Origin of the sequence: Marinobacter sp. 1-4A (assembly GCF_016597725.1) — a bacterium.
Taxonomy (GTDB): Bacteria; Pseudomonadota; Gammaproteobacteria; order Pseudomonadales; family Oleiphilaceae; genus Marinobacter.
This window is the reverse complement of sequence record NZ_VCGY01000006.1, coordinates 65,755-78,525: the sequence shown is the minus strand read 5'-3', so window position 1 is coordinate 78,525 and position 12,771 is coordinate 65,755. Positions and strand designations below refer to the sequence as shown.

Genomic DNA, 12,771 nt, shown 5'->3' with positions numbered 1-12,771 from the left:
CTACTACATTGAGTGGAAGTGTTGTCCGCCTCTCTCCTGAAAATATGCACATGTGTAAACCAAAACAGAAGAAGGATATATAAATGACGAAGATTCTGGTTCTTTACTACTCCATGTACGGCCATATCGAAACCATGGCAAACGAAGTGGCTGAAGGCGCCCGCAGCGTGGCGGGTGTGGAAGTAACCCTGAAGCGTATACCCGAAACCATGGATGCCGAAGCTTTCAAAGGTGCGGGCGGCAAGGTTGATCAAGCAGCACCTGTTGCTTCACCCACCGAACTGGGTGACTACGACGCCATTATTGTTGGTACACCGACCCGTTTCGGCAACATGGCCGGGCAGGTACGTACCTTCTTCGACCAAACCGGCGGCCTTTGGGCGAAAGGTGCCCTGGCAGGCAAGGTGGCGAGTGTGTTCACTTCAACAGGCACCGGTGGTGGTCAGGAAATGACGATCACGTCGACCTGGACCACCCTGGCACACCATGGCATGGTTATCGTTCCAATCGGCTACACCACGCCAGCGTTGTTTGATGTTTCGCAAGTAGGTGGCGGCACGCCGTATGGCGCATCCACAATTGCTGGTGGCGACGGCTCACGCCAGCCAGACGAACGTGAGTTGGGTATTGCCCGTCATCAAGGTGAGCATGTGGCAAAAATTGCCGCCAAGCTTAAAGGCTGATCAACTATATCAGAGTCATTGGGTAGACAAGTTATGCCCAGCGTCTCTGAGCGTTGTTTGAGCTAGTTCCATAGCTTTGTCCGGAAACTATTCCCTGTATACTGCGGGTATCAAGAACGACCTGCCGTTACGGGGAAATCAGTTTGTCTGGCGAGACTGTTAGCTACGGACTAGAAAGCATCATCCTGCATCACTCCTTCAAGCAAGTGAAGGGGCGCACCATCAAAATCGACTGCCGCGAACGTACGCACCTGGGTGGTGTGAACGGGGCAGGCAAAACCTCTGTCCTGGCGCTTATACCGGCGTTTTTTGGCGAAGAACCGGAGCGCATCGTTACCAAGGCATCGGGCAAACTGTCCTTTCTGGACTACTACCTGCCCACCTTCCAAAGCCTGATCATATTTGAGTACCGGCGAAGCACGGGGCTGCACTGTGCCGTGATGTATCGCCATGCACAGGGAAAACCCTGCTATCGGTTTGTGGCTGGCTCTGCTGAGGAGACCTTTTTCTCGCCAGAGGTGAAACCGTTGCTTCAAGCCGGGGCCAGTGCGGATGACGTGTTTGCCGCGCTACGTAGCCGGGGTGTTAACCCTTCGAAAATGATCGATACCATTACCAGCTACCGGGCCATTATTCAGCGGAATCAAAAGTTGCTGAAGCGGTTGCCTGCGGATGCACGGGCCCTCCGCGCTCTGGCGGCCGAGCATGGCCTGGGTGACAGCGACACCCAGATGACCAACATTGAGCGTCTGACCCACGTGGTGTTGAACAAACACCGGCTGCTTAGCAGCTTCAAGACCATGATCTGCGAAACTCAATTTGAGAATATCCATCAGCACGCCAAGCCTCGCGCCATTGATCGCAAAGATCTGATCGCGGATATACAGAGCCTTTCCGCTTTTGCGGGTGAGGAAGAAAAGATCCGTGAATGCTTGAGAAAGGATGCCGAACGTAGGGCAATTCTTGAACAGGCGGATAAATCTGTAGCCAACCTACACGCCTCTGTTGATGAAGCCCGAGAGAAGGTCAGCGAGCTGGGCGAGCAGAAAGAGCGGCTTGAGGCAGATAGAAGCATTCGAAGAGCGGAGTTTGAAGACAGCGATCGCCAACTGGCCCGAGAGGTAACGGATCGCAATGCCGAGTTTGAATCCCTGGACGGGCAAGTAGCCGCCCTGCACAAGCAGAACGACAGATATGAAGAGGGTGGGCTATCCGAGCTGGCCCAGAGTTTCGATAATCTCGCCGACTACCGCCAGCGCTTGGCCACAGCGCAAGCAGATTACGACAGCCTGACGGGTAAGGCCTCTGAGATAGAAGGCGAGTACGAGCAAGAAAAGCAGAGTATCCAGCGCGAGCATGAGAAGCAGCAGGCCCAGCGCCAGCAGCGCTTAAGGGAAGCTACTGACGCGCTTACCTCAGCAAAGCATGCCTATGATCTGAAACTGAATTCCATCAAAACAAGTCAGGTTACGGCGGTATCTGAGTACAAGGGTGGCCGTTCAGAAGAGCGCTCGGAACTGACGAGTGAGCAGGCTCGCTTGTTAGCGCTGCGGGAAAATCCGGGGCAAACGGAAACTGAACAGCAGGAAATTGCGATTGCGGAGCAGGCCGCAGAAGAAGCAACGGAGCAGGTGTCTCTGGCCCATGAAAATCGGTTAGAGGCGGGGCGTAAGCGAGATCAGGCAAACCAGGACTGGAAAACAGCCCAGGATCAGGTTCAGCAAATGGACGACAAGGTCCAGACGCTGGAAGACAGGTTTAACGAACTGCAACGGCAGATCGCCCCTGAAGACGGTACCTGGTTATCAAATCTGCGGGCCCAGGACCCGGAGTGGGGCAGCCACTTGGCAAAAGTCGTCAATCCCGATCTGCTGCACAGAAAGGATCTTGCACCTACCCGCGATCATACTGCAAATAGCACGGCTGTTATGGGTTGGCAGCTCGCATTGGATACCTTGCCAATTCCGGATTTTGCCGCCTCTGAAGAAGCCTTGCAGGAAAGCAGCCGGAACATAGATAAAGAGCGCCAGGCCGCGTTCAAGCAGCGGGCGGAAACCGAGCGCGAGGCCCAGCGCAGGCATGAGACCTACAAGGAACGAGCCGCCGCTGCCGACCGGCTGGAAACTGAGTTCTCGCTGGTCAAACGTGCCCGCGATAACGCGCAGAACAAACTGGCTAACGTACGCCAACGTGTTAAAGAGGCGCAGGCCACTCGGATTGCAAAGATCACAAAAGAGCTTGAAGCCGTTCAGGGCAAGCTGCAGGCCTTCGATGAGCAAACGGGTGAGGGCGTACGAGAGGTTGAATCAGGATTCCAGCAACAAGTGCTGGATATGCGCGCTCATTGGGCGGAGAAAGAGTCTGAGCTGCAATCCAGCATAGACCACCAAAGTGAGCTGATAGCTTCTGCGGATTCCGACCACAAAGCACGGCTCAAGAGTAAGCGCCAGATATACGATCAGCGCCTTTCGGAAGAGGGGATTGATCCCAAGGAAGTTCAAAAGGCTCGAGAGGCGTTAGCCAAGCTCAAAGACACTGTCGAAACCATTGTGGCGTCTGAAGACCTTGTGCGTGGCTATCGCAAATGGCGCGAGCAGGAGTGGTGCAAGGTTGAAGCGCTTACCGAGCAAGCCAATCAAGCCAAGGCAAAATGTGAGGCTGCCGCCCGTACTCGGGAGCAAGCAGAGCGCTCATGGAAGGAGCAGGACAACAAGCTGAAGGTGTCTATTGCTGAGCATCAAGCAGCAATCAAAAACCTGCGGGATCAAACGGAAGCGGCAGAGGCTGTGCTCAAGCATTTCCAGAGCAATACCTTCGCCGAAGGCTTCCCGGGCAATATGGCCGATCTTACCCAGGAGCTTCAGGGGGCCTACCAAAAGCTGGAGCAGCTGCGCAGAGAAGTGGTGGGCACGTTCGATCAGGCCACCGCAATCCTGAACCGGTACGACAACACCCAAATCCAGCAGGCGTGGCAGAAGCTATCAGCCTATCGGCGCGGACAGATGACGGGCGAGGTGTTGGACCATGAGGAAAGCTTCAAGCTAGCGCGGATTCCGGATCTGCGAGAGCTATTGGATACCGATATACCCCAGCTTCGCGATGCACTGATTGACCAGTTTGTGTCGGAAGCTGGCAGTCTGGTGAAGTATTTCGACAGCCTGGAAGTCATGGCTAGAGAAGTGAAGGCAGTTTCCAGCCTTCTGAAAAGAAAGATTAATACCGACCAGCACATTGAAAGCCTGAGCGACATACAGGTTGTGCTGGAGCCCAGAATTTACGAAGACGAAACCTGGCAGCCGTTGAAAGAGTTTGTGGGTCAATGGCAAAACTGGATTCAAATGAATCGCCGCTCTCTGCCGAGCGATGCCATTCTGCGCCGTTTTAAACTGGTTACAGACACGCTCAGTGATGCCAAGGTAAAAGACAGCGTTGAGTCGATGATCGACATGCGTCTGGAAATGAAAGAAAACGATCGTCAGGTGGTCATCCGCACCGATGCAGACTTCCTGTCGGCCAGCTCAACCGGCCTGACCTACCTGGCGATAATGACTGTGTTCATGGGGCTCACCCGCTACCTGTGCCCGGATTTGAACACGCGCATTACCTGGCCCATAGATGAATTGGGAACGCTAAGCCCCAACAACATCTCTCATCTGGCGGATATGCTGGAGGCCAATAATCTCACCATGATTTCTGCCTGCCCGAAGCTGGACCGAAGCTTGAGGAAGTTCTTTGAGAATAAGATCTCCCTCAAGCAGGGACGGATTCACACCTACGAATCCTCCGGGATTGAAGGAAAACACGCGGAGCTGTTCTCCAGCGTGAGTCAGAATGAGAAAGCAACAGAAGAGGTGACAAGCCATGAGTAGTCCGTTATTCGAGCGAACCGTAACGGCCTTGCTTCAGGAGCGGGTTATCTGTGAGGTCAGTGACGATGAGTTGTACAACTACCTTCTTATGCCCGCCAATCAGGATTCTGTGAATCGATTCCTGGCTCAGATAAATCGAACGCTTCGTCAGACCAGTGCTCACGATGCCTTCGTTTGCGCCTATCTGGACACCTCCGACTCCGATACCAAAGATGCGATTCGCCACCAGTTTCGGGATGTTGCCAACAACCTTGAAGCCTTTGTGCAGTTTTTGCGGCTTGTGATGATGCTGGAGGCAAACGACCGGCCGATTTTGCCCGGCGACAAGCTGTCTGAGGGCGCCATTCTGGATCGCATTGCGGCAGCGCCTGCATTGGAATCGAAACTGAGATCGCTGGCGGAGAAAAAGGTGTTTCACACCAAACGTGCAGACTCAGCCGGCCAGATACGTGCTGTGCTCTCCAGTCTGGAGAAGATGGGGTACCTGAAGTCGGTAGGCACCAGCGGCAGCCTTTTCAGGGCCACTGGCCGTTGGAGCTGGCTGTACGATGCCATGACATTCATACAGACCCACGAAGGCATTCAGGGCTCTGACGACACAGATTCCGAGCAAATGAGGCTGCACTGATGGCCCGCGCTCATGATGCCCATGGAACGCTTCGTGCGCTGGCCAAATATGGTGAGGCCATTTTGGAGGCGCACCTGCGAAACGGCAACCGGGTGCCGGATTCCGATGACAACCTTGGCCTGATCGAAACCCTTGAACACCACCGCCTGGTTTGGCGGATTGGTGACAACGAAGACCTGCAACTGAAGAAGGTGCTGGTTCAGTTTCTGGATCACATCACCGAGTCTGAACGACGCCGTTACGCCAATGCTCAGGTGGATATTCTTTGGCAGCAACTCAGTGAGCTGTTTCTGGAATACAAAGAAGCAAAAAAGCGATCGGCTCTGAGTGATATTGATCGGCTGGAAGGTGAAATCAAGGAATGCCTTGCGGATGTTATTGAGGATATCCGAAACGCCACGGAGGCCTTCGCCACATACATCAATACCGGCTTCGCTTACATCACAGACTTGCAATTGCGCATCCGTGAAAACGAGCGGGTTATCGAGCGCGCGGGTCGTCTGATTACCTTGTTTGAAAGCTTTCGTATACGGGAGCTGGCGGAGCAGGCGGGTTCCGATGCCTTCTTGAAGCGATTGTTATTGCGGCATTTGCCGGCCACCTTGGAATCCTCGCAGAAGAACCTGTCTTATGCCCTTAACCAGCTGCGCAAAATGCTGGTGCGCATGCGTGAGGATCAACGGCTAAGCCGAATGGTGGGTGCCTTTGAAGCGCACTTTATAAATAACCGCGGATTTGAACCCTCCATTGATCATCTGGATTTGAGGTATGTTCCGGAGTTTCTGAATACGGTAGAGCCGTTTCAGATAAAGGGCTTTGGTGATATTTATGATTCAGCCGACGATCTGGAACTGATAGAAATTGCCGCAAAGGCTCGGACAATCCCTGTCGAGATAGACGATAAGCCGGTTCCGGACGGCGTGGCCACGGTTAACTTTGACGTTGAGGGTGAAACCGAAGTTGAGGAAGACGACCCGGTAGAAGAGGCTATCGAGGAGCTGATTCAGCTGGTGGTTGATGGTGCACTTGGTGAACGGAGTATTCTTGCCTCAGAAGCCCTGGCCAGCACGGGACTGGAGATAGATAAAGCCGATTGGCTACAGGCCATTGTGTCCGAAATCGAATCCTTGTCTGACGGGGACCAGCAGTATATTGAGGTGATCTATCATCAAATGCCGCATCGGGTATATCCAGACAACGTCATGATCTCAGATCTTACCCTAAGGTATAGCAATGCCGGCTGAAATTGCCGCCATTGAGCGTTTGTTAAGGGGCGGCAAGTCATCGGTCAGGCGCGGAAAAGTCTGGGACCAGATATGCGCAGAGACGGGTGTAGGGCAGGTCGTTGGTAAAGAGATTCACTTCACGCCGGAAGAGCGCCAACGGCTGAGAGAATACGCCAAAGCTGAGCATGGTTTAGACCCGCAATATGATTCCCGTGCTGGTGGCCGCATGGCAATGGCCAGTCACAATGCCAGTGAAAAGCTCAGCCCTGATTCAGTCTTCGGCGAACTGCTTGTTTTGGCGACTGCTGGTTCTGCAAATGTACGGGTGAGCGGTGAAGATGTCACAACACCTCTGGGTAGTGTGCTCAGCGTGCGGTCGGATTGTCTTGACGTGGAATATCTTCAAACTCAGAACTTGGTCATCATCGAAAACGGCGGCTTGATGCCTTACTGGGCGGATCTCAAGCTTCCGGCTTCCTTCACGAATTCAGTCATTCTTTACCGTGGGCATCGGGAAAATGTTCGTGCTGTTGCAGAACTAGTTAGCAATCAGTCCTCAGACAAACTGGCGTGGTTTTTCGATTTCGACCCATCCGGGCAGTCCCTCGCACTGGATCAGGGCAAAGGCAGCACGCTTGTGCCCGCCGATTGGCCTGAACTTGGCAGGCATACGCCGTTTAACCAACCAAAAGTGCATCGTAATCAGTCCGTCGCACTGAAAAGGCTGAAAGGCCGTGCAACCGGCGAGCTTTTCGCCATTACCGAGCATATGGCGAGGGAAGAACTGGCGGTGATGCAGGAGCATCTGGTGCGGCGGAACGTTCGACTCATGGAATTGACCATTACCTGTAAACGAATCTGACCTTCTAGTGTTCACTGTTTTTATATCGATCCCTGATCGAATTTTGTACAATTTAAAAGTTGCGACTATATATTGGTGGAATCATGCTATGGAGCGCGTTATCAAACTGTCACAGGCATGGATTGCCACATTTGCACTGGGAATATTGCTGACAGGCTGTGGCGGTTCTTCTGATCCCACCTATTCAGGCTTGAACTCCCTTGATAGGCAAAAAGCAGCAGTGCTGAGCTGGAGTGCTCCAAGGAGCCGTGTAAACGGCGAAGGCATAAGGATGGCCGAGCTGGATAAGTACATTATTCGTTATGGTACAAATGCCGGTGCTTTGGATAAGGAGATCATTATTGCGGATGCCCAGAAAGACGCGCACATGGTATATGTAGTGCGCGATTTGGGTGCCGGGGTTTGGTACTTTACGATTCTGGTTCAAGATAGCGGTGGTTTGCTTAGCGCGCCTTCCGAAATGGTTAGCAAAGAAATTGAATTCTAGGGAGCCTTGGTACCTGCCAACTGAATACTGTTGCCGCTACGGGCTAGGGTAAGGGTTCGGCAATCGGAAGTTTAAGCGTGAACGTTGCTCCTTCTCCCGGGCGCGAAACAACGTATATCTCGCCTCGGTGCTTCTCCACCACTGTTTTCACGAACGAAAGCCCCAGCCCGGTTCCATGAACGCCCGCCAGCTCACTGCTTTTTTGGCGCCGATACCGGTCAAATAAGTAAGGCAGTTCTTCTGGGTCAATCCCCGCACCATCGTCAACAATGGTCAGGCAAGCCTGATGTCCGGCACGAAATACTTGAATACTCACCGCTGAGCCGGTCGGGCTGTACTGTACGGCATTGGTTAGCAGGTTGATAACGGCCCTTTCGAGTAGTTCGGCATTTCCTCTTAACCACAAATCCTCTGTTCCTTGCAGTTGTAGGGCAATCTGCTTCTCTACGGCCTGCTCACTCACACTGTCACGGGCATTTTCAACAATGGACAAAAACTCGCATTCGTAAAAACGGGTCTCTGTTAGCTGCTCTGCACGGGCGAGCTGCACAAACTCTTCAGCCAGATGGTAGCTTCGTCTGGCCAGCCGCCCAAGTTGCTCCAATTGGCTTTGATCAATGTGAGTGGGATCGCGTTTTAGTTGCTCAATCAGTGCCAGTTGAGACACCAACGGTGAGCGTACATCGTGGGAAATAAAGTCAATCGCCTCCCGGTGTTGGCGTTGCTGTTCTCTCAGCTCGGATATATCCGAAATATTGGCAATGATGCCGTATTGCACGCTATCGGGGAGGGCGAAGGGTGCAAAATGGATGAGAAAATCCTTATCCCGTATTTTTAGATCCACTGTGCGGCTTTGCAGCATTGTGAGCGTTTCAGAAACGGTCTCATACCAGGGCGGTGTTTCGCGTGGGTCGTGACCGTCTAAAAGCCGGGTTAGGGGAAGCCCGCTAAGGCTAGGCATGGGTTCGCCAAACCACTCTTCAATGTGGCCGTTGGCGAACCGTATGATGCCGAGTTCATCGGTTACGATAATGCCGTCCGGCATACGCTCGAAACTGCGCCGGATAAATTCCTGCATGTGGTTTAAGCGCTCTGTAGCTACTTTAACTCGTTCAATACGAGCTGAAATATTCTCGCTGGGGCTAAGCCTTTTTTCGAAAGCGTCTGTGCTCGAGAGCTTAAGGCGCCGCAAGTAGCGTTGTATTGCCTCTAGGTTCAAATTGTTGGGTAGGATAATCCCCAAGGTGTAGCACACATTGCCACGGTTGAGCCGAATCCAGCTTTGGTTGCCGCTGTGATGCCACAGCCCCGCCTTCAGATTGGCGGGGACATCCGTTAGGTTCAGGTTTCGGTTCGATATAATGTCGTGAGCTTCCGTCAGCAGCCAGCCTTGCGGCTGAAACAGTGCTTGGAAGTGTTCAAGGAGCTGGCTCGCTGGGTGCTTTGCCGGTTCGGGTAGCGCTACTCTGGGGGTGCGCACCAGTTCGTCCAGCTGGCGGTTCAGAAAGTGATTGGTCATCGCTAGGCGCATGCCGCTGGCAATCGGAAAGGCGACCAGAGGCATGATCAAAGCGTGAGCCACAGGAAGCCACATGTTGAGTGTGTGCAGCAATACTAAATACAAACTTAGAATGGCGCCGCCAGCGGTGATGCATGCCAATAGTGTGCGCGCCGGGCGCACTCGGGGTACCAAGGTAGCCAGAGCCACAAGTGTGATCAAGGCGAGGGCTATGCCCGTCCATTTCGGGGCTGGGCTGATTAGGCGCTGCTGTTGAATGGCTGAAAGCGTATTGGCGTGGAACTCCACACCAGACATGGGCTGGCTGAGGCCAGAAAAGGGCGTTGGCAAAATGTCTCCCAACCCGGCTGCCGTGGCGCCAACAAAGACCGTTTTCCCGTTAAAGGCATCGGGTGCCAGAGCCGCGTTCAGCACATCGCTGTAGGAGTAGGTGGATAACGTGCCCGCCCTGCCTGCAAGCGGCACAACCCGATAATCGTCTCGTACATTTATAAATGCCGGTAACCCTTGTGTATCGGGTTCTCGGGGGCTGGCGCCTGAGGCCGCAAGTGCGAGGCTAGGCCATAGTTGGCGCCCCATGCCATTAAATAGGTAAAGCCCTCTGGCAATGCCATCATGATCCAGCTCAACGTGTGCGTGGCCCAAGCGTGACGCTGCTGATGTCAAGTTGCCAGGTGGTAGCTGCTCGCTTAGCTGCAAGCGCGGGTTTGAGGGTGCCAGATGAATTGGCAGCACTACGTTCCCGTGGGCCTGCATAGCGCTTGCGAGCTTGGCATCATCCGTGGAGGGTTCGGTGAACAGAACATCGAACACAATGGTTTTTGCGCCAGCTTGATGCAGCTTATGTATCAAGTTCGCGTGGGTTTCGCGAGGCCACGGCCATCGGCCCTGGCGGGCTAGGCTGAGATCATCAATAGCCACAATGGCGATGTTCGGGGAGGCAGCAGTGGGGTTGGCTAGTAGGGCAGAATCCAAAAGCCAGTAATTAATCCGCTGCGGCAAATCGGTTGTTTCGGCGAGCGAGAATAGGAACAAAAGTGCAAGACCGAGTGTCCATGGGGTCGTTTTTATTGGCAACCAATCCCGGTTCATGAGTCCTACTTGTGCGTCAATTGTTCGATACTATTCTAGATACAGCTCCCTCCCTGGGCCCCAGCGGCTTTCCAATGGGCCATCGGAAAGCGCTTTCAGGCGCACAAAATACCGCCTTCCGGGAATAAGACGCAAGGCCGCTGTTGTGTCTGGCAGCGTTGCTTCCTTAATTATATCGTTGAAACTAGGATCCTCGGAGAGCTGCATGCGGTAATTCGCGGCGGTATCCACTTTCTCCCAAAACACCCGAACCTGACTGTCTATGTAGTTAATACTGATAATGCGTACTGGCGGGAGCGTGCCATTTACAACCAGCTTTCTGGGCTGAGTAGTTGCCACCGAGTTTCCGCCTGCTTCTGTTACGACACGCCAATAGTACTGGCCGGGACTTAAGGGGCGGGAGGGAAGGGCGGTGGTTCCTGGCGCCCATTCGCTGGTTGCAACCAAGTCCCTGAAGGCTTCATCTTCCGCAATTTCTACTCGCGCCACTTCGTTCTCGCCCTTGAGCTCCCAGCGGAATTCCGGCATGTCATCATTTACACTGCCACCATTTTCAGGGGCTAGCAGTTTGGCGGTTCGTGCCTGTAGGTCAACTTCTATGGGCAGTATGCCGGGCATTCCTGTCATGCCTTGTTGATCAAACGCGGCCAAATGAATTTCATACTGGCCATTATCCAAACGGCTGATGTCAAAGCGATTACCGCTGACTTCGCGACTTTCAATCCAGCGGCCACTTTCTGTCTCAAAAATATCCAAGCGATAGGTGCTTGCCGGGCTTGATGTCCAAGTCAGCTCGGCCGGCAGCTGCGAAAGCACCGGTGGGAGGGGATTTAATTCGGGTGCCGGGGGCATTTTGCGAATGCTGAGTTTGTTGCCGTTATTACTGGCAACAGTCGCGCTGTAACCCGCGGGAATACGCTGGATTTGCTTTGGAGAACCGAAATCGACAACGCCTTCGGTGACTTGCAGGTGCGTGCCCTCTGGCCCGGCGTGTAGTGAAAAAGCGGTACCTCGCACAGCAGCCACCGCAGACGGGGTCTCGATCTCAAATCGGGCGCCTCCTTCAATCACTGGCTTTACACGAGTGTGTACCTCACCACGGTCAAGCCTTAGCCGCGTATCGACCATGCCGGATTTACCGTACTGGGTTAGTCGATTGAAGATCAATCTGGAATTCGGAGACAAGCGCACTTCCGACCCATCAGCCAGAGTGATGGTCGCGGCGCCAGCAGCAGAGAGCACCTCATCACCCACTCTTATGAGCGCTTCTTCTGTCAGGGTTCTTTTCCGGCCATCAATACCGGATATCAGTTGAACACTGCCCGAAACCGAGGTAACGCGAGCAGGGTTGGGCTGTCGTTTTAGCCAGGACAGCGGAATGCGGATGCGGTCACCCTCTCCAAGAATGGCGGCGTTTGCGATAGCGTTGTATCGCAGGAGTTGAGCTGGGCTGTGTTGTGTAACCAGAAGGTCACTGGCCACCTCCGCAAAGCTCTCACCGCGTTTCAGAGTATAAATCCACTCAGGCACGGTTTCGCGAGTGGAGCTTGCGACGGTTGTTGCTGAGCCGCGGGTAATGGAAAGCTCTGCGCCCGCAGGCATGCCTAATGCTAACAACATTAGCATTAGGAACGCTTTGGTGATCGAGGACAAAGAGGGTTCTGTCATTCTGTAGCTGTTGCCTCGGCTTTCATGGCTTCAAGGCGATATCCGCGTTGGTAGATTGTCTTAATGCGGAAGCCATTTTCCGGGTTTAGGCCCAATCGACGCCGCAAGCGGCTCATATGGGTGTCTACAGTACGGGTATTGATGTCCTTTGCCATTCCCCATACGCGTTCCAGAAGCACGTCCCGTGTGAGTAACCGGCCCTGATTCTGAAACAGGAATAGTGTTAAATCGAAGTCTTTGTCGGTCAGCGAGAGAGGTTCACCATGCAGGGTTATGGTTCTTTGCTGCGTGTTGACTTCAAAAGGCCCATATTTAAGGACTTCTTTTTCGTTATCCGGGTTAGCACGGCGGGCCAGAGCGTTTATGCGTGCAACCAGTTCGGCAGCGCGGGCGGGCTTTGCGATAAAGTCATCTGCGCCTGCGTCTAACGCCTCAACAATATCGGCTTCACTGTCGCGCTGGGTGAGGAACACCACGGGAATAGGCCAGTTAATTTGTGCTCTTACGCTCTTTAGCACATCAATACCGGTCATATCGGGGATCTGCCAGTCAAGAATCATCAGGTCGTAACTGCGGTGCAGTGCAGCGCTGATAAAGCTCTGACCCGTAGGAAAGCTGTCGCAGTCGTGCCCACGCTCAGACAAAAGAGCCTGAATGTGCTGCGCCTGTTCCTGTTGGTCTTCAAGCAGAGCAATACGCATTGTGCCTCTCCCGGATTCGATGATGACTCGTTGCGA

The 12,771-nt window shown here is 53.7% G+C and carries 9 protein-coding genes; 6 read left to right on the top strand and 3 right to left on the bottom strand.

Annotation, left to right across the window (positions count from 1 at the left end; translation table 11 throughout):
* The first annotated feature begins 83 nt into the window (after nucleotides 1-83).
* From wrbA to FE845_RS18650, 6 genes are all read left to right on the top strand, one after another.
* On the top strand, nucleotides 84-683 hold the full coding sequence (wrbA, locus tag FE845_RS13710; protein ID WP_200365594.1) for an NAD(P)H:quinone oxidoreductase: 600 nt from the start codon (nucleotides 84-86) through the stop codon (nucleotides 681-683).
* 143 nt (nucleotides 684-826) lie between these two features.
* Nucleotides 827-4,552 carry an ATP-binding protein gene (locus FE845_RS13705; RefSeq protein WP_200365592.1) on the top strand — a complete coding sequence of 1,242 codons (3,726 nt, stop codon included), beginning with the start codon at nucleotides 827-829 and terminating at the stop codon, nucleotides 4,550-4,552.
* Nucleotides 4,545-5,180 (top strand): condensin complex protein MksE, encoded by a 636-nt coding sequence (locus FE845_RS13700; protein WP_200203967.1) that lies wholly within the window; start codon nucleotides 4,545-4,547, stop codon nucleotides 5,178-5,180. Before FE845_RS13705 ends, FE845_RS13700 begins: the two co-directional genes overlap by 8 nt.
* Complete coding sequence (locus FE845_RS13695; protein ID WP_200365590.1) at nucleotides 5,180-6,424, top strand: hypothetical protein; 1,245 nt, start codon at nucleotides 5,180-5,182, stop codon at nucleotides 6,422-6,424. Before FE845_RS13700 ends, FE845_RS13695 begins: the two co-directional genes overlap by 1 nt.
* On the top strand, nucleotides 6,414-7,268 hold the full coding sequence (locus FE845_RS13690) for a hypothetical protein (protein ID WP_200365588.1): 855 nt from the start codon (nucleotides 6,414-6,416) through the stop codon (nucleotides 7,266-7,268). Before FE845_RS13695 ends, FE845_RS13690 begins: the two co-directional genes overlap by 11 nt.
* A gap of 88 nt (nucleotides 7,269-7,356) precedes the next feature.
* A complete protein-coding gene (locus FE845_RS18650) occupies nucleotides 7,357-7,755 on the top strand; it encodes a hypothetical protein (protein WP_227714357.1) in 399 nt (132 codons plus the stop codon).
* A gap of 43 nt (nucleotides 7,756-7,798) precedes the next feature.
* On the opposite strand, the gene FE845_RS13680 is transcribed toward FE845_RS18650, so the two are convergent.
* From FE845_RS13680 to FE845_RS13670, 3 genes are read right to left on the bottom strand one after another with little or no spacing between them, the layout of a single operon-like run.
* A complete protein-coding gene (locus FE845_RS13680) occupies nucleotides 7,799-10,366 on the bottom strand; it encodes a CHASE2 domain-containing protein (protein ID WP_200365586.1) in 2,568 nt (855 codons plus the stop codon).
* A gap of 30 nt (nucleotides 10,367-10,396) precedes the next feature.
* Nucleotides 10,397-12,034, bottom strand: coding sequence for a FecR domain-containing protein (locus FE845_RS13675; RefSeq protein WP_200365583.1), 1,638 nt, complete (start codon nucleotides 12,032-12,034; stop codon nucleotides 10,397-10,399).
* On the bottom strand, nucleotides 12,031-12,735 hold the full coding sequence (locus FE845_RS13670) for a response regulator transcription factor (RefSeq protein ID WP_200365581.1): 705 nt from the start codon (nucleotides 12,733-12,735) through the stop codon (nucleotides 12,031-12,033). Before FE845_RS13670 ends, FE845_RS13675 begins: the two co-directional genes overlap by 4 nt.
* Nucleotides 12,736-12,771 lie beyond the last annotated feature (36 nt).